Source organism: Ensifer sp. (genome assembly GCF_035999185.1).
Lineage (GTDB): Bacteria > Pseudomonadota > Alphaproteobacteria > Rhizobiales > Rhizobiaceae > Ensifer.
Genome location: NZ_DASYHB010000015.1, coordinates 1 through 17,535 on the forward strand (window position 1 = coordinate 1; position 17,535 = coordinate 17,535).

The 17,535-nt window shown below is 59.7% G+C and carries 11 protein-coding genes and 3 pseudogenes; 4 read left to right on the forward strand and 10 right to left on the reverse strand.

All coding sequences use genetic code 11. From position 1 onward, the window contains the following. Positions 1-28: 28 nt before the first annotated feature. The 4 genes and pseudogenes from VGO04_RS32915 to VGO04_RS00990 all read right to left on the reverse strand — a co-directional run. Positions 29-349 (reverse strand): hypothetical protein, encoded by a 321-nt coding sequence (locus VGO04_RS32915; RefSeq protein WP_414650495.1) that lies wholly within the window; start codon positions 347-349, stop codon positions 29-31. Between the two features lie 249 nt (positions 350-598). Then, positions 599-2,053, reverse strand: a complete 1,455-nt coding sequence (locus VGO04_RS00980) for a DUF1254 domain-containing protein (protein ID WP_327494092.1) — start codon at positions 2,051-2,053, stop codon at positions 599-601. A 171-nt stretch (positions 2,054-2,224) separates the two neighbouring features. Then, the gene (locus tag VGO04_RS00985) at positions 2,225-3,046 is read right to left on the reverse strand and encodes a hypothetical protein (protein ID WP_327494093.1); all 822 of its coding nucleotides are present in this window, start codon (positions 3,044-3,046) and stop codon (positions 2,225-2,227) included. Positions 3,047-3,318: 272 nt separating this feature from the next. Continuing rightward, positions 3,319-3,541 (reverse strand): annotated as a pseudogene (locus tag VGO04_RS00990) (transposase); the annotation flags it as partial. Positions 3,542-3,853: 312 nt separating this feature from the next. On the opposite strand from VGO04_RS00990, the gene VGO04_RS00995 reads away from it, so the two are divergent. Next, positions 3,854-4,912 (forward strand): HAD family hydrolase, encoded by a 1,059-nt coding sequence (locus VGO04_RS00995; protein ID WP_327494094.1) that lies wholly within the window; start codon positions 3,854-3,856, stop codon positions 4,910-4,912. 340 nt (positions 4,913-5,252) lie between these two features. On the opposite strand, the pseudogene VGO04_RS01000 reads toward VGO04_RS00995, so the two are convergent. The 4 genes and pseudogenes from VGO04_RS01000 to VGO04_RS01015 form a co-directional block, all read right to left on the reverse strand. Then, positions 5,253-6,443 (reverse strand): annotated as a pseudogene (locus tag VGO04_RS01000) (DUF1254 domain-containing protein); the annotation flags it as partial. A gap of 37 nt (positions 6,444-6,480) precedes the next feature. Further along, a protein-coding gene (locus VGO04_RS01005) for an IS3 family transposase (RefSeq protein ID WP_327494095.1) occupies positions 6,481-7,616 on the reverse strand; the annotation gives its coding sequence in 2 pieces (ribosomal slippage) (positions 6,481-7,355 and positions 7,355-7,616; 1,137 coding nt in all). A 69-nt stretch (positions 7,617-7,685) separates the two neighbouring features. Then, positions 7,686-7,922: pseudogene (locus tag VGO04_RS01010) on the reverse strand (cell envelope protein); the annotation flags it as partial. Positions 7,923-8,379: 457 nt separating this feature from the next. Beyond that, complete coding sequence (locus VGO04_RS01015) at positions 8,380-9,072, reverse strand: helix-turn-helix domain-containing protein (RefSeq protein ID WP_327494119.1); 693 nt, start codon at positions 9,070-9,072, stop codon at positions 8,380-8,382. Positions 9,073-9,205: 133 nt separating this feature from the next. Here VGO04_RS01015 and VGO04_RS01020 point away from each other — a divergent pair, with 133 nt between their 5' ends. Continuing rightward, the gene (locus tag VGO04_RS01020) at positions 9,206-10,378 is read left to right on the forward strand and encodes an acyl-CoA dehydrogenase family protein (protein WP_327494096.1); all 1,173 of its coding nucleotides are present in this window, start codon (positions 9,206-9,208) and stop codon (positions 10,376-10,378) included. Between the two features lie 234 nt (positions 10,379-10,612). Here VGO04_RS01020 and VGO04_RS01025 read toward each other — a convergent pair whose 3' ends face one another. Continuing rightward, positions 10,613-10,921, reverse strand: a complete 309-nt coding sequence (locus VGO04_RS01025) for a hypothetical protein (protein ID WP_327494097.1) — start codon at positions 10,919-10,921, stop codon at positions 10,613-10,615. Between the two features lie 351 nt (positions 10,922-11,272). Here VGO04_RS01025 and VGO04_RS01030 point away from each other — a divergent pair, with 351 nt between their 5' ends. Together VGO04_RS01030 and VGO04_RS01035 are read left to right on the forward strand one after the other, a co-directional pair. Continuing rightward, on the forward strand, positions 11,273-12,916 hold the full coding sequence (locus VGO04_RS01030; RefSeq protein WP_327494098.1) for an MFS transporter: 1,644 nt from the start codon (positions 11,273-11,275) through the stop codon (positions 12,914-12,916). Between the two features lie 571 nt (positions 12,917-13,487). Then, positions 13,488-15,161: an arylsulfatase gene (locus VGO04_RS01035; RefSeq protein WP_327494099.1), complete on the forward strand. Its 1,674-nt coding sequence runs from the start codon at positions 13,488-13,490 to the stop codon at positions 15,159-15,161. Positions 15,162-16,119: 958 nt separating this feature from the next. On the opposite strand, the gene VGO04_RS01040 is transcribed toward VGO04_RS01035, so the two are convergent. Further along, positions 16,120-16,569 (reverse strand): MgtC/SapB family protein, encoded by a 450-nt coding sequence (locus VGO04_RS01040; RefSeq protein WP_327494100.1) that lies wholly within the window; start codon positions 16,567-16,569, stop codon positions 16,120-16,122. Positions 16,570-17,535: the final 966 nt, after the last annotated feature.

Consider the following 17,535-nt stretch of genomic DNA (forward strand, 5'->3'; position numbering starts at 1 on the left):
CCGGGAGAGTAGGTCGTTGCCGGGCCTGTCAAGAATATCCCCTCATCACAATGACGAAACGCACAACGAACGCGGCGGCCGACACAAACGTCGCCGCCGCGTTCCGCGTCTCAAGACCAGGCCCAAAAATGCCTGGAAACCCGTTCAAGCCCTTGTCGCGGGTCAGGTTCCAGGACTTCAACATCATCCCGGTGACGGGTCCGTCGAGCGCTGCAGTCAGGCCGACGCGGATCATCTGCGCAATGCCACGAGCAATGTGACCGTCCGACTTGTTGAGGTGTTGCGCCTTCAGCAGCGATTTCATGTGCTGCGTCTCGATGCAGATCACCGGCAGGCCTGCTTCCGCCATGCCATTCACCAGCCACTGCGAGAGCGGCCCGGCCTCAATCCCTATCGGGCCATAGTCACCACTGAGTGACCTGAGCAGCCCGACCGAGATCGTCCGGCTCGCTCGCAACCTTCTGCTCAAACACAACCGTGTCGACTTCATCGTCGACGCATATTGTATCCTCTGCCAGCGGCGCGGGCGGATTTCAGGAGAAGCGGCGGCTCTATCGCAGCGTCCTTGCGAAGAAGGGCCTACGAAGGCTTTCGTCTTCTATGCGACCTGTTTCACGCCCGGCGGCTGCCATGTCCCTGCGCCCGCCGGCAAGATCGAAGGCGGCGTCGGCTTCGGCCAATACAGGCGCATCACGAGGTAGATCTTGTCAGCCGGCGCCGGGAGCCAGTTTGCTTCCTTGTCCGCGCCGGGGCTGTCCTTTTGGAGGTAGAGCGTCAATGAGCCATCCGCGTCTTTCTTCATCGCGGGCAACATCGGAGAGTTGATGAGGTAGCGATTGATCGGATTCTTAACCAAAAGCTGGCTCTTGCCGTCATACATCGTCACGGACCAGAACGCGTCTACAGGCGGCAACTGACCGGGCGCGAAGGTGATGGTGTACTTGTGCTTGCTCCCGTCTAGCGGCTCGCCGGTCGCGTCCGTTCGGGTGTACGGATACATGGCCTCCGCGGCATCGTTGCCCAGGAGACCACCCTTGGCGGAGCCGGCCCGCATCACCCAATCGCCGTTATAGAAGTTCTCGTCGCCAAAGAACGAGCCGACATTCCAGCCGTTGATATTCTTGTTTCCGTTAGCCAACCATTTGTCGACTTTGTCATTGCCTTGCTTCATGCCGACCAGGATCTCGGCCTTGTGTTCGAACGATAGATCCTTGAACGCGAAGGTCTTGCCGGGGCCGATGCCGATCTTCGCAAGTTTTGCACGAACCGCCCTGTCCCTTGCCGTCTCGGGCACGAATTGTAGGGCCGCGTCGAGATACTCGAAAAAATTATCCTTGATTCCCGCCGTGGTGGCAGGAACGAAGGCGTTCTTCGGCGCGGCGGGCGGGGCGGGCTGTTTGAGGAAGGCCGAGAGTGGCAGCGCCTTGTAGCCGAGCTGGATTTTCTCGACGTTCGGCATGTCGGCGGGGTTGAAGAGCTGGGTGCGGATCAGTGCGAGCGAGAACGGCGTCGTCGAGCGGAAGGCCTGCTTGATCCCGGTCGGCGTTGCACCCTTCCAGTCCGGGCCTACGACCAGATAGTCGCCCGGCTCGGTCCCTGTGGTGCGCGTGCCGATGTAGCCGTAATTGTAAGTGTTGCCGTCGATGAGCTGGACCGCGTAGTAGCGCTCCCTTGCGATCGCCGGCACCGAGATGACCATCGGCTCAGCCCGCAAATCCAGCCAGAGCATCGAGTAAGGCGTGTCGCTGTTCGGCGTGATAACCGCCGTGTCCGCGGGGGTGGCGACGTGGTGCAAGTTTTTGATTTCGTTAAACGGCGCCTTGAACTGCCCCGAGTTCCTATCGACGGCGAATTCCTGCATGACCGCGTAGATCATCACGAGCGGCAGTCCGTAGATGAAGCCTTCCTCCGCGATGTCCTTGGCCTCCAACAGCCTGGGCCACTGAGGGTTATCCTTCTCAAAGACAAGGGGGGAGACCGGATTGGCCTTTGCCGTTGTGCTGATAAGCCCCGCCATCGCCGCAGAGCCGAGCAGAGCGCGTTTCGTGATCATCTGAACACTTCCTTCCGGTTCGCAACTGTTCGTTGAAATCACGTAGGTAGCAGGATGAAACTAGGCTTCGATGACCGAAATGCAGTTACGGCGAGTGCAGAGCCACTTGTATGTCGGCGCCGGCGCGATCACGACAACGGGGAGGCATTCCACAAGGGGCTGCTTCCCCCATCATTTGGGAAACAGGAACTGGAGCTGAGCTCTCAATTGCCAATCGGCGGCGCCGCTGGGCTTTGCGACATTGTAGTAGGCTGCCAGCTGCGCATTGACGGGCTGATGACCGATCTTGAACACGCGCCCAAAACCGCCGCCGATCGGCACCGTCCAGCGGTCGCCATGGCCGGCCTCCCAGTCGGCGGTGATGATGGGCGACGACGTCAGATACCACCCGCCGTGGAAATTGTAGTTCACAAAGGGCTGCAACGTCATCGCATTGACCGTATTGCGGTTGCTCTTGCCCGCGAAGGACCAGACGTTGTTGACGAGAACGCCGACAACCCAGGGCCCTTCGATTGCCAGGGCGACGAAGGCCGGGCCCGCCGAGTACTTGCCGCTGGTCAGGGTTTTGTCGGTGCCGGTCGGGAACACAAAGGTCGGGCCAACGCCCCAGATGATGCCGTGCGTCGGTTGCTTCGGCGAGAAGAAGAAGCTGGGGTTGATGTCGCCCAGGCCAAATTCGCGATCGTCATTCACCGTTAAGGCCGGTTGTGAGATCACCGGCGTAATCCAGCGCGTGATCAGGTTCCAGTCCTTGTTCAGTGTGATCGGGACTACGGGCTGGATGTTGAGGACGTTTTGTAGCTTTTTGTGGGGCCCGACATTGAAGTTGAAGTTGTTCTGGAACGGCACGCTGATCATGTCGGCAACGGGGTTCTGCGCTGCTTTCGCCAGATCGCCGGGGCTCGGTGAATCCTCCGCCAGCGCCACTCCCGAGCACGACAATGTCGCAAAGAGTGTCAGTGTAGCCAGCCCGATAAGATCTCTCGCGCGCATGTCCCCACCTCAGCCATATGCAAGCCGACGGACACGATCGGGCTTACCGTCGCCCGCGGAATTTATACCGTTCTACAAAATATATCGGATGTCCAGAGCGGTCATTCTGAGACAGCTTGTCGAACTTCCCTAGTGTCAACCGCGTGACTGAGGTCCCCGTCATCACAGGCCACATCCTGCATGGCGTTGTCATGTTAACTGGTCGGTGATGCACGGGGACAATGGAGGTGGCGATATTCTGGCCAACGGCATCATGGGTAACGGCAATCGCGTATGATGCGGCCCCAGACGCCCGCCCGGCGCCATCGGACGAAGCGGTTATAAGCAGGTCGTGTAAGGGCCAAAATGATCCGGCAGATCGCGCCAAGGTGCCTTGGATCGCAAGACCCAGAAGATGCCGTTGAGGCACGCCGGTCGTTTGCCCGAGGAACGTCACGCGGGTTGTTCGGCAGCATGGTCGGCAAACCATTCATGATCCGCGAGCTCGTAGCGCATGATTCGAGCCTGCAGTTTAGGAGTTTGGTTCACGGGGGTCTGGCTAATCGCAACGCTTTCGGCTCAGTTCCGGTCCGGCGCTACGGATTAGGAACGGATATCAGCACGTCGACCAATCCCTGCTGAACAAGACACACTAGACCACGGTCCAACTTGATTTCGCATCTGTGCTGCGGAAACGTGGCTTTCGCCAGTGGTTTTCTAACGGAGATCGCTTGGGGAGCAAATCAGAACGAGCCGGGTCAAACTCAAACGCTAGTCGTTGAATCGAGCGCAGGTCGAGTTGACGGCGCAGTCAGGGAGGAGCGTTCGATGACGGCACCAAATCGACCAACCGGCGGTTCACGTACATCGCGTTCCGTACCGATCATCGACCGACGCGCATGGCTGATGCTCTCCCTTGCAGCAAGCCTGTTCGGGAACGTTAAACCCGCGCGCGCGCAGTCCGACCCGCTGCCGTCCTGGCACGAGGGGCCGACGAAGAAATCCATTGTCGATTTCGTTGCACGTGTGACTGCGCGGGGTTCGGGGGATTTCGTGCAACCCGCCGAACGCATTGCGGTTTTCGACAACGATGGCACGCTGTGGTGCGAAAATCCCATGCCCTTCCAGTTAGCCTATGTCGCGGACACGTTGAGGCAGATGGCCGTGGAGAGGCCGCAACTGAACCAGGATCAAATGGTTCAGGCGGCATTGGCGGGCGACTACGCGAAGCTCATCGAAGGAAAATACGATGGCCTGTTGCGCATCTTGGCTCTCACCCACACAGGGATGACCACCGATGAGTTCACGGCAAGGGTCGAGAAGTGGTTCGCAACCGCCCGCCATCCCCGCTTCGGGAAACCCTATGATCAGCTTGCTTATCGACCAATGCAGGAAGTGCTCGGCTATCTCCGCAACAATGGCTTCAAGACCTTCATTGTGTCGGGCGGCGGCGCCGATTTCATGCGTGTTCCGAGCGAGCGGGCTTATGGCATCCCGCCCGAGCAGGTTGTGGGATCGTACAGTCGCGTCAAATATGAACTCCGGTCCAACCGGCCCGTGCTGGTCAAGACGACGGACTACGTGTTTGTCGACGACAACGACGGCAAACCTGTTGGCATTCATCAGTTCATCGGCCGCCGCCCGATTGCCTGCTTCGGTAACGCTGATGGCGACCAACCCATGCTCGAATATACCACGATCGGAAATCCGCGGCCGAGCTTCGGCCTGATCGTCCATCACACTGACGGCGAGCGCGAATACGCCTACGACAGTCACCCCAAAAGCAGCGGCAAGTTGGTTGAGGCGTTGAAAGTGGCTCCACAACGCGGCTGGACTGTCGTCGACATGAAGCGCGATTGGAGAAAGGTTTTTGCCTTCGAGAAATGAAGGAGCAGGCGCTGTCATCCACCGCGGCGCGACGTGCGATGTGGGAATGTCCAGTTGTGACGGCCCTTCTCGGAAATCCAACAGCGTCCGCTGCTGCGCCGCTGTTAGAGACAAGAGGACACCAAATGCGCCGTTACCGAGCCTCCTGATTTATGAGTACACTGCCTAGAACCTGCCGACGGGCTACTCGATGGTGGCAGCGCAAAGCAAGCTTGCGGTCGTGCTGCGATGCCGTAACGCCAGCCAATTTCAGATAGCGTTTCATGGATTTCGGCCTTCACAGCGACACCGGATGTGCGGCGCCTCATCCGGCACCACGCATCAGTACGACCTGGGATAATTATTGCGCTGCGACGAGACCGGGCGGCTGCCACGTGCCTTTGCCCGGCGGCAATATTGAAGGCACTTCTGTCTTCGGCCAGTAGAGGCGCATGGCGGCGTAGATCGGGCCGTTCGGCGCCGGCAGCCAGTTCGCCTCCTTGTCCGCACCCGGCGACCTGTGCTGGAGGTACAGCGTCAGTGATCCATCCGGGTTCTTCTTCATGTTCGCCAGCATCGGCGAATTGATCAGATACCGGTTGATCGGGTTTTCGATCAGCAATTGGGTCTTGCCGTCGTACATCGTCACCGACCAGAAGGCATTGACGGGCGGCAATTGACCGGCAGGGAAGGTCAACGTGTAGTTATGCTTGCTGCCGTCGAGCGGTTTTTCCTCGGCGTCGAATTTCCCGAGCGGGTAGGTGGCTTCCTCCGAATCGTGTCCGTAGATGCCTGCCGTGGCCCCCGCGGCGCGCTTCAGCCAATCGCCGTTGATGAACTCGGCATCGCCCCAGAGGGCGCTGAGCCGCCAGCCATTGACCGACACACCCGCCTTGTCGGTAGCCTCACGAACGTTTCGCTCGCCTTGCTCCATACCGATCAGGATCTCGGCCTTATGCTCCAGCGGCAGGTCCCTGAAGTTGAACGTCTTTCCCGGCCCCACACCGATGCGGGCAAGTTTTGCCCGAATATCCTTCTCGCTCGCAAGCTCCGGCGCGAACTGCAAGCAGAAATCGAGATACTCGAAGAAGTTCGTCTTCACGAGCTCCTTGTCGATTTTCGGGAAGCTCACAGCTGGCGAGGCCGTCGGCACGAGTTGTTTCAGGTATGCGGAAAGAGGCTGCGCCTTATAGCCGGCCTGTACCTTGATCACATTATCGATGTCATTCGGTTCAAAAAGCTGGGTGCGGAAAAGGGCCACGGAAAACTGCGTGCTCGACCGGAACACCTTTTTGACCCCGGCTGGCGTCGTTCCCTTCCATTCCGGTGCAACCACCATGTAGTCGCCGGCATCGTTGCCAGTGGCCCGACTGCCGATATAGCCGTAGTTGAATGTGTTGCCGTCAACGAGCTGGACAGAGTAGTAGCGCTTTGGCTCCACCGCCGGGACCGTAACCACGATCGGCTCCGCTCGCAGGTCCATCCACAAAATCGAATAGGGCGTGTCGCTGTTCGGCGAAACGACGGCGGTGTCCTTATACGTAGCGACGTGGGTTTGGCCTGCCCCGATTGAGTGGTCCGGCTTCAATCTAATGCATGGTCGGCTTCACGGCCATGTTTGACGGCGGCACGATAGCTGCTGGGGCTGGCGGCTTGTAGCCAAGCGAGGAGTGCGGGCGCCTGGTATTGTAGTGCTGGCGCCAGCTCTCGATCACGGTCTTCGCTTCGGCGAGGCTGTAGAAGATCTCGCCGTCCAGAAGCTCGTCACGCAGCTTCGCGTTGAAGCTCTCGCAATAGCCATTTTCCCACGGCGAGCCAGGCTCGATGAAGGCCGTCTTCGCTCCAACGGCCGCGATCCAGTCCCGCACCGCTTTGGCGACGAACTCCGGGCCGTTGTCCGAACGCACATGTCCCGGCACGCCGCGCAGGATGAAGAGGTCCGAGAGGACGTCGATGACATCGGTCGATCTGAGCCGCCGATCGATGCGGATCGCAATGCATTCCCGGGTGAACTCGTCGATCACGTTCAGCATGCGGAACTTCCGGCCATTGTGCGTGCGATCCTCGACAAAGTCATAGGACCAGACGTGGTTGGGATGCTCTGGCCGCAGCCGGACACAGGAGCCGTCGTTCAGCCAGAGGCGCCCCTTCTTCGGCTGCCGCTGAGGCACTTTGAGCCCTTCGCGTCGCCAGATCCGCTCGACGCGTTTGACGTTCACCGCCCAGCCGGCGGCATGCAGCAGCGCTGTGATCCGACGATAGCCATAGCGCCCGTACTGGGTGGCAAACTCGACGATGTCGGCCGTCAGCGCTGCCTCGTCGGCACGACCCATTGGCTGCTTTCGCTGTGTCGAACGATGCTGCCCCAGAACCCGGCACGCCAGTCGCTGCGACACGCCAAACTTGGTCATGGCGTGGTCGATGCAGCGGCGACGGCGGGCGGGGCTCAATAGTTTCCCCGAGCAGCCTCGGCAAGGATCAGCTTCTCAAGCGTCAGGTCCGAGACCGCCTTGCGCAGCCGTTCGTTCTCCTTCTCAAGGTCCTTCAATCGCTTCACCTGGTCGCTCTTCAGGCCGCCGAACTCCTTGCGCCAACGATAATAGGTGAAGGCCGTCACTCCGATCGTGCGGATGCCCTCGGCAACCGGCCGACCTTGTGACAACAACACGTCGACCTGCCTCAGCTTCGCGACGATCTCTTCAGGCCTGTGCTTCTTCTGCGCCATAGCGGCTTCCTCCAAGGCTCAAAAGCCTACTTCACGGAGGACCACTTTTCAGGGGGCAGGCCAGGTTTCGTTCTTGATCTCGTTGAACGGCGCCTTGAACTGGCTCGAAGTCCGATCGACGGCGTATTCGTACATGATGCCGTAGTTCATCACGATTGGAAGACCATAGATGAATCCGGCCTCGGCGATGTCCTTGGCCTCGATAATGCCGGGGTGGCTCTGCGCCATCAGGAACCCTGGCTTTGCAATCGCAGAGCCAGCGGTCATCACTGCGGTCGAACGAAGTAGATCGCGCTTCGTCAACATTTGGCTTTCCCCCTTTTTCCTTCCAACATCACCTTGGAACGAGATGAAAGCAGCTATGTGTAGCTTTGCGCCAAGGCAGCTTAGATTGTTTAGTCAAGTAAATTCAAGTCAAGAGCCGGCCGTGCGAACCGGGCCGTTGTCCATGCTCGCGCGAGATCGATACCGTACTGCAATAAGCATGTTTCGAAAATTAGGCCGTGTACTCAAAAATGAGGAGGATCGGTACTGGCGCATTTGGTGTCCCCTTGTCTCCGACAGTGGCGCGCAAGCGACTTGTTGGACTTCCGAGAAGGGCCGCCACAACCGGCCAGCCACACATCGCGCTTCGCGCCGTGGTGGATGATACCGCCTTCTCCTTCACTTCTCGAAGACAAAGACCTTTTCCAGTCGCGCTTCATGTCGACGACAGACCAGCCGCGTTTGCCGCGCTCGTCCCTGCAAACAATCATCGTGTCGGTCACGGCACCAGACGCGGTTCAAAGGCGAAGGCACTCAGCCCTAGCCATTGTTGCATGGAGCCAGCCAGGGCCTTATCGCCGTCGATCTCCAACTGGCCAGTGTCCGACTCCTTCTTGATCGTCGTCAGCCCCATCCAGATCGCCGTCATCGTGCGCAGGGAACTGGTGACCAGCAGGTCGAGCGGATGACCGGGGTCGAAATTGCACAGCTCGACCGCACCGTCGGCAACCACCAGCCACCACCGCTTTTGCGACCCTGAAAGCTCGGGATACAGAAACTGTATCGTGCAGCGATGCGCGGGCAGCAGCTTGATGTTGAGGCTTCGGTGCATGTCCCACATCAGCAGCGACGGGTCGAGGTTCTTGAGCGAAAGCCGCGATTCCATCCAGCGTTGCGCCCAATTGCCGAGGCCCATGATCAACGGTCTCAACTCCTCGCCCGCCTCGGAGAGATGATATTCAACCGAGCCCCTCGTCTTGCGCGAGACGGTAAGAACCCCGGCCTGCTGCAATTCCTTGAGCCGTTTCGAGAGCAAAGCGGGCGACATTTTCGGCAGGCCGCGCCGCAGATCGTTGAAGCGGGTGCTGCCGCAGAGCAGTTCTCGGACGACCAGAGTCGTCCATCGGCTGCACAAAATCTCCGAGGCCATCGACACCGGGCAGAACTGACCGTAGCCGCCGCGATCGTTCATGGCGAACCCCGTTTTTCTTCTGGTGAATGCTATCAGATCGGGGTCGTACGGAAAACGCCGGCAGTTCAGTTCCTGAACTGGAAACCCAAAGCCGCTGCGGTCATCCTTCTGCCTTGCAGCAATGGAGGACTCCATGTCGACTATCACTGCTTCGAAGGCCTCGACCCCGTCAGTCGGTGCAGGCGCCGACCCTTCCACTAGTGTCGTGCAGACGGCGCGCAATCTCGCTCCGAAACTCGCCGCGCGTGCCGCCGAGATCGACCAGAATGACCGGTTCGTCAGCGAGAACTATTCCTTGCTGAAAGAGGCCGGCCTCGTGGAGGCAGGCGTCCCGCGCGAACTCGGCGGCGTCGGCGCCGAGATTTCCGAGCTCGCTGAGATGCTCCGCTTGCTCGCAACGGCCTGTGGCTCCACAGCTCTGGCGTTCTCCATGCACACCCATCAGGTCGCCATCCCCGCCTGGCGTTGGCGGCACCAGAAGGTCGCCGCCGTGGAACCGCTGCTGAAACGGGTTGCCGCGGAGAGAATTATTCTGTTGTCGTCCGGCGGCTCGGACTGGATCGCCGGATCCGGAAAAGCGGAACGGGACGGCGAAGGCTATCGCATCAACGCCCGGAAAGTGTTCACCTCCGGCGCCGAAGCCGGTGACGTCCTGATGACCGGAGCGGTCTACGAAGGCGAGGACGGGAGCCGGTCGGTCATCCACTTCGGTGCGCCGATGAAGTCTTCGGCGGTTCACATCGAGGAGACCTGGCGCACGCTGGGCATGCGTGGCACCGCGTCGAACGATGTCGTGATCGAGGATCTCTTCATCCCCGCCGCGAATGTCGCTTTTTCGCGCAAGGCCGGCGAGTGGCACCCGGTCTTTGAGACGATTGCGACGATCGCTTTCCCGTTGATCTACGCGGTCTACCTCGGAGTTGCCGAGAGCGCCCGCGAGATCGCCATCGACATCGCGAAGAAGAAGCCGGCATGCGATCCGTCGTTGGCCGGTCGCATGGACACCGAGTTGCGGGCTGCGCAGCTCGCACACCGCCTGATGTTGGATACCGTAGCGCGTAATGCGCCGTGCGCCGAGACGGTCAATGAAGTCATGATCGGGCGCACTCTGGTCGCTCGCCACGCGATTGCGGCCGTCGATCTCGCTATGGAGCTGGCAGGGGGGGCGTCGTTCTATCGGGCAACGGGATTGGAGCGGCGCTTCCGTGACATCCAAGGTGCGCGATTTCACCCGCTTCAGTCCGGTCCCCAGGCCCGCTACGCCGGTGCAATGGCGCTCGGCTTGCCAACGGGCTCGATTTTTTGATGCGCCGGCCGGAGGAGGACACGACATCTCGGGCCTCCTTCGGTCTTATCTCTGGTTCGGACTTCGCCCAGCGAGGCATTTGCCAGTCTCCAACCGACATTGTCGCGACCTGAACCTCCGGCGAGCTCGCTGGAACCCGCGCGCAGGTCGCGTTAACGTCTGCTTCCCGGCAGGCGCGGCCCGGCCTTTTGACGCTCAACACCCAAGCGACGGGCTTGACCTTGGATGCAGCAATTAGGCCTCAACCTCTCCGGAGCCGATGCATTCTTTGATCGCCTCCGAAAAGGCGATGATCGTTGCCTTACGGTTTTCGGCGCACATGGCTCGGAACACATTGAGGAAGTCATCAGTGCTGATCTGCATGACAACCTTTGAATTGCCCCCGCCGGAAGCCATAGCTCCACGAAGGGTGACACCACTCCGGCCTTGGCCGTCAGGACCTTTGCCAACCCATGCGCCGTGGGAAATTTGAACGTTCCCTTCGTACTGCCAGCGGCCGCTCCCCTGTAGGGGCGCCCTCCATAGCTGGCTACGTTCGCCCATGGTAGCTCCTTAAATTCTGTGGGTCGCGTGCTCTAAATCCGCGCGAACTCGTCACTCATTAGCTGGGCGCCATTTACGCCCCTCCAGCCGGAACATCCACGGCCGTCGCCGCGACCTGGCGTCAACAACTCGACCAATCCTCAATCCCGGCCGCGGGACTTGGCGCACTCAGATGCGTAGCTGCCGATCGACCTCCAACTTCAACGTCCCGACCCTGATTTCTGCTTTCCGGCGGCGAACCAAGGACCGCTTATGGCGCTATCCAAAAAGAAATCGTGACGTAAGATTTCAGAATCACGCTCGGAACGAACGCCGGCGGCCTATGAACAGTCGTCGGAAATGAGCCGAGTTATGGGTAAGCAGAAACCCTTGGCGAGCGCTGGGCCGTTTGCGCCTCTCAAGAATGTCACGTTCAGGGCAATCTGGCTCGCCGGGCTGATCTCAGGATTGGGATGGCTGATCCAGACCATCGCAATGGGCTGGTTGATGGCGACTATCACCCCGTCCAGCGTGATGGTCGCACTGGTTCAGGCCGCAACGAACTTGCCGGCCTTCATTTTATCGATTTTCGCTGGGGCCATTGTCGACAATTTCAATCGCCGCAAGGTGATGCTGATGGCCCGGTCCCTGATGGCCGTGACCGCTGCCGCCCTGACGATCCTCGTCGCAGTTGGAATGATCAATCCCTGGATCATCCTGTTCTTCAGCTTTCTTGCGGGATGCGGCATCGCCTTCAACGATCCGGCCTGGCAGGCGTCCGTGGGCGATATCGTTGATCGCAAGGATCTCGCGGCAGCCGTTACGCTGACATCCGTCGGGTTCAACACGGTGCGCAGCGTGGGGCCAGCGCTTGGGGGCATCATTCTCGCGTCATTCGGTCCCCTGACTGCGTTTTGCCTCTACACCCTTGGGCATCTCGCGCCGCTGATCGTGGTCTGGCGATCCAGGTGGAAAGTTCCCGTCTCAAGACTTCCGCCCGAAGCGATGCTGACGGCGATCTCCGACGGAATTCGTTTCACCTCCCTGTCTTCAGAGATCAAGACGGCGGTCACACGCGGCTTCCTGTTCGGCCTCGCCGGCATCGCCATCCTCGCCCTGCTTCCGTTGGTGGTTCGTGATCAGCTGAAACAGGGGGCGGTCGCTTATGGCGTGCTGATGGCCGGCTTCGGCGGGGGCGCGCTACTGGCGGGGCTGGCATCGACGGCGCTCAGGCGAAAGCTGTCGGACGAACAGCTGCTGAAGTTGGCTTGCGTCGCTTGCGCGACATGTACGCTCTGCCTTTCTCTGACGGCCACCGCTGCTGTCGCAGCTGTGGCGCTCATGCTCGGTGGTGCTGGGTGGGTGCTGGGATGGTCGGGCCTGAGCATAAGCGTGCAATGGGCGAGCCCCCGTTGGGTCGTTGGCCGGACGATTTCGCTCTACTACGCTCTCACCTCGTTTGGGCTCGCGATCGGGAGTTGGCTCTGGGGGATGGTCACCGAAAGCTATTCCCTGAGTTTCGCCTTGCAGGCGTCGACCGTAGCCTCTCTTGGCGTCGCCATTCTCGGCTTGCTCCTGCCCATCCATCAGCGGAAGGACGCAGATGTTTCGACGCCCGACAGCTTCGAGGCGCCTGCGGTCAACCTGGATTTGAAGCCGCGAAGCGGTCCGATTGCGGTCAAGATCGAGTATCGGATCGCTGCAGATCAGATCGAGACCTTTCTCGGCTTGATGCTGCAGCGTCGGCGCGCCCAAGGACGCAACGGCGCACGTCGATGGATTTTGATGCGCAATCTGCGCGATACGGCGGTTTGGACCGAGACGTTCCGCACGCCCACCTGGAACGATTATCTACGATTCAATTACCGCCAGACCGCAGCCGACAGGGCGCTTAATGCCAGGCTCGTCGAGCTGCACATGGGGCACGCCGCACCGGAGATAGCCCTCTCGATCGAGAGACCCACCGCTGCGCCGCGAAAAGCCGATGTGTTTCGACCCGAAACGCCCCATACCTAGAACTCGCGCTTCCATAGGCTCGGAAGCAGTCGAGTCTGCTGAGCGACTTTCTCGCTCCGAACGTCCGTTTTCAGGTCAGGCGTCGGAGTCCGCTCAGGGCGCATGTCGACAACGACACTGGCTTCATAAGCCCATTGCGACATCGTCGTAGAAGCGAGTCGGCATTTTGATTGCGCTCCGCAGCAAACTGGGCCAGCTTCATCACTCAACAAGCAATAATCCCGCTCGTTCTCTGGAATTTGCGAGGCTTGAGTATGGACGGCATCGCGAGGACTGCTAGCGGGCCAACAGCCCGTGCCATGCGGAGAGCTCTGCAACTTATTCTAGCCTATTCTAAGCTACGGTTATCAGAGCGAAATCGCCGGCTCCTGTCCTTCGTCGTGTCCGCGACAATCAAGGGCAATGCTGAACGCATCAAGGCTTCCACAATTGGGGTCGACGTTGTCGGTCACGGCGAAAGCTTTGATCCGACAACGGACCCACCGAATCTACGCGTATCGACACGCCACGTCGGATTTCGTTGCGTTGTCAAACTCACCCCCTGATGCCCAAACAGAAGGAGGACAATACGATGAAGAATGATCTGGATCAGAACGCTAAAACAATTGCTGCCAAGGAAGAGGCAAGCCTGGATCGTCGGAATCTCCTTCTCTCGGGGACGGCCTTCATGACTGCGGCTGCTGGCTTCGCCTCCGGGGCAGCGGCGCAGGCGCAACAGCCCGCGCCGGCCCCGCAGAGGCCGGCTCCTTCCGGTCGCGTGCCTAACATTCTTGTCATCTTCGGTGACGATATCGGCGTCCCGCAGATCAGCGCCTACACAATGGGAATGATGGGATACCGTACTCCTAATATTGATCGCATCGCCAATGAAGGCGCTATCTTCACGGATGCCTATGGCCAACAGAGCTGTACTGCCGGGCGGGCCTCGTTCATCATCGGGCAGGAGCCGTTCCGGACCGGCCTCCTGACAATCGGCATGCCCGGCGATCCGCACGGTATCGCAGATTGGATGCCGACGATTGCGGACGCGCTTAAGACCGCGGGCTACGCTACCGGCCAGTTCGGTAAGAATCATCTAGGCGATCGCGACGAGCACCTGCCGACCCGACACGGCTTCGACGAGTTCTTCGGCAATCTGTACCACCTCAACGCCGAGGAGGAACCCGAGGGCTACTTCTACCCGAAAGATGCGAATTTTCGGCGCCAGTTCGGACCACGCGGCGTGATTAAATCGTCAGCCGATGGCAAGATCGAGGACACCGGCCCGCTGAACACTAAGCGCATGCCGACCGTCGACGAGGAATTCCTGGCGGGCGCCAAGGATTTTATCGACCGCCAAGCTAAAGCGCAAAAGCCATTCTTCTGCTGGTTCAATTCGACACGCATGCACGTCTTTACCCATCTCAAGCCGGAATCCTTAGGCAAGACGGGCATGGGCATCCATGCCGACGGCATGGCCGAGCATGACGGTCATGTTGGGCAGTTGCTGAAGCAGCTCGACGATCTTGGCATCACCGAGAACACCATCGTGCTCTATACGACCGACAACGGCGCGGAACTCGCGCTCTGGCCCGATGGCGCGATGACACCGTTCCGTGGCGAGAAGGGTACAACTTGGGAAGGCGGTCTCCGCATTCCGATGATGGTGCGGTGGCCGGGAGTGGTTAAGCCGGGCACGCAGGTCAACGACATGATCACGTTGATGGACTGGTTTCCGACCTTCTGCGCTGCAGCAGGCTTGGGCGACGTCAAGGAGAAGATGAAGGCCGGCTTCCAGAGCGGTAGTAAGACCTTCAAGGTTCACCTCGACGGCTACAACTTCATGCCCTTCCTGAAAGGCGACGAGAAAAAGGGCCCGCGCGAAACAATGTTCTATTTCGACCAGGGCGGCAATCTCAATGCCGTCCGCTGGAACGACTGGAAGGTCAGTTTCGCCGTCGCGAGTGAAGGTAATATCGCGACTGCAACCCGCGAGGTGACGTCATGGGCGGGCATAACTAATCTCCGGATGGATCCCTATGAGCGCGGCATGAAAGAGGGCGGCGAGGCGATGAAGTTCTTCGGCCAGCAGATGTGGCTGCTCGTTCCGGTGCAGTCCAAGGTGAAAGAGTTCTTCTCGGACTTCAACGACTTCCCTTACCAGACCGGAAGCTCGCTGAACGCCTCCGGCATTAACTACGGCTTCCTGCAGCAGCAGGCTGCTCTCAAGCGCCTGGGCGATCTGGAACGCCTCAAACCCCGTTAAGCTCGAAATTGGCGCGGCGGCCGGTGCCGCCGCGCTTTGTGCTCAAATATTTGCGCTTTCGAGATTTGCAGGCATCGGGGAACTGATGAGTTCAAATGTCGGAAAGTACGTCGTCCCGCAAGACCTACGTGGCGACGATGCCGGAGAAGGCGTCCCACCGCGAGAGCATCCTTGAGCTTCAAGCCCGGATGAAGGCGGACATAATCGAGCAGGAGCGGGTGGTCGAGTGCACCGTCTCCGAGGGAAATGTACTGCTAGCGATGATCTTGACGAGGTCGGAGAACTTCATTCCCCAATTTGGTGGTGAGCGCGGGTGGAGTACTCGCAATCAGGCGACGAACGCGAAGTCAGCCGCGCTAGGGCATGCCTGATCGTGGCGCAGCCCTACGCGAGATCTCATCGCAAACCGCGGTCCAAAAGCTCAAGCTCAGTTGGTCTTCTTCGGAACGCGCTTGGCGGATCAGACGCCTGGCGGCAAGGAAGGCGCCTTGACCGTGGTCGCGCATGAGAATGCCTGCTGACAGGGATACAGAACGCCTCCAGGCTCTTCGCCTGGCAAGTAATTTGGATGAATGATCGCGCATACCTCGGTTTTGCGCACGGTCGGGAACCCGTCAATTTGAGCTGAATGTTCATGATAACGATTAGCCTTACCCTCATGTCCCACCTCACCAGCGACTCGTCAACGAGGCGGTGCGCAAGCCCGCAGGCTTCAGCTTTCATCGCGTGCCCAGCTTACTGGTGCGCTGGCGTCCTTTTTTGGTCAGAGTTCCCGCTATCCATTTATGGTCTGGTTGGCATCAAGTGCGTTGGCGATATCGCGCGTCATCGCCGTGGCTCGCTGGCCATCGGGCGTAATGGCTGGGTTTCTTCTTGGCATCCTCTCGGAGCGAATGACGCATCGGTTTGGTGACGCCGATCAGGCACAGACGAGTGAGGCGACACGTCACCCCTTATTTCAAGGGTCAGACTCCTCGGACGCTCGGCCGAGCGCCCGCTCGACAGAATGATTGATCAGCAGAAGCAATAACGCCAACAGTGTCGCGCTGAGCACGATGGCATAGTCACCCAGGCCGGCGGCACATCCCAGCGCTGCTGTGACCCAAATGGCTGCGGCGGTTGTCAGCCCCTGAGGCGTTGTTTCGCCTCGCCGAAGGACGATAACTCCGGCACCCAGGAAACCGATGCCTGTGAGGAGGCCCTGGACAACACGGCTCGCTGCGTCTGCCTCGTGCGGGTCACTGAAGATGGTCGCGGCAGCTGCTGTGCCTAGTCCAACAAGGCCAAAAGTTCTTACCCCGGCTGAACGCTGCTTGTTTGTCCGCTCCCAGCCCACAACAATACCTGCCGCCATTCCGGCGAACAATCGCAACAGCAAGTGAAATTCTGCCCAGATGTCGAATTGCACGACGCTCTCCTACAAAGGCCCTGCGTTGCGAACGCACGAGACGGGTACTCGTTCTCTCAGACGAGGTGAGTTTGGCGGTTTGCGGAGACCCGGCGAGGTGCAATCGCAGCTGGCGATGTCTGGTGGCCTGCCTGGAAGACGATGGCGGTGTCGCATAGCGCGGTGCCGAAGCCCAGCGGGCGATGCATGTCGCGTCAGTGGAAGGCTAGAGCGTCCGCTGAAGGGCACCCGGCCAATTCGAGAGACATGAACGGCTTAGCTCTTTGCCTAGCTTTCCATCGCCAGCGCAGCTCCTGTAAAAGTCGTACTTTAGCTTCGACATAACAATCTTCGGAGGAAACGAGATACTCGTCGCGCGCGCCTTACTTCCTTGGTGCTTCGCGGCGCCAGGATGGATTGCTCCGCAAACTGGAAACGGCGATGGCCGCCAAGTCCAGCGCTTCGAACGCGGATCTTTTCCAACGCCTTTCGCCAAACGAAAAGCCCGTCAGGTATCCCGCTAGGAATACAATGACGAGCAGGCCAGCCTCCATGGCGCGAGCCCTCACTAAATGCCAATCGGCAGATACAGGCGAAGCGATCTGAGCCGGGTCGCTTGTGACGTGACACTTAACGAAGCCACGTGCGCGTAAAGCCAAGCTTTCAGAGATCTCAGAAAGCCCGGCCTATCCGTCCAGTTTTGAATTGAAGGCCGCAAGCGCGAACGGTCAGGAGCTATGGCCGGTCGGACGCAACTGAGCGCGGCCTGCGCAATTTACGCTCGATGAGGCGCCGCCAGAAATTGGTCATACGACACAAGCTGTGCGTCGCATCCATAGCCGTGCCCAACGCCGAAGCGCCAACTATCGTGACAAGCGCGAGCGCCAGGATAATCCCACTGGACTTCGCGCCGCCTAAGCTTCACGACGCCACAGTTTCACTACGGTCACTAGCAGTCCTACATCCGCCTGCGTTCCCTGGGCTTCA

Bases quoted from the DNA above. Each gene is read 5' to 3' on its own strand.
- VGO04_RS01035 (WP_327494099.1), top strand. From the start codon at position 13,488: ATGAAGAATGATCTGGATCAGAACGCTAAAACAATTGCTGCCAAGGAA.
- VGO04_RS32915 (WP_414650495.1), bottom strand. From the start codon at position 349: ATGGCGGAAGCAGGCCTGCCGGTGATCTGCATCGAGACGCAGCACATG.
- VGO04_RS01025 (WP_327494097.1), bottom strand. From the start codon at position 10,921: ATGGGCGAACGTAGCCAGCTATGGAGGGCGCCCCTACAGGGGAGCGGC.
- VGO04_RS00995 (WP_327494094.1), top strand. From the start codon at position 3,854: ATGACGGCACCAAATCGACCAACCGGCGGTTCACGTACATCGCGTTCC.
- VGO04_RS01030 (WP_327494098.1), top strand. From the start codon at position 11,273: ATGGGTAAGCAGAAACCCTTGGCGAGCGCTGGGCCGTTTGCGCCTCTC.
- VGO04_RS01015 (WP_327494119.1), bottom strand. From the start codon at position 9,072: ATGAACGATCGCGGCGGCTACGGTCAGTTCTGCCCGGTGTCGATGGCC.
- VGO04_RS00985 (WP_327494093.1), bottom strand. From the start codon at position 3,046: ATGCGCGCGAGAGATCTTATCGGGCTGGCTACACTGACACTCTTTGCG.
- VGO04_RS01020 (WP_327494096.1), top strand. From the start codon at position 9,206: ATGTCGACTATCACTGCTTCGAAGGCCTCGACCCCGTCAGTCGGTGCA.
- VGO04_RS00980 (WP_327494092.1), bottom strand. From the start codon at position 2,053: ATGATCACGAAACGCGCTCTGCTCGGCTCTGCGGCGATGGCGGGGCTT.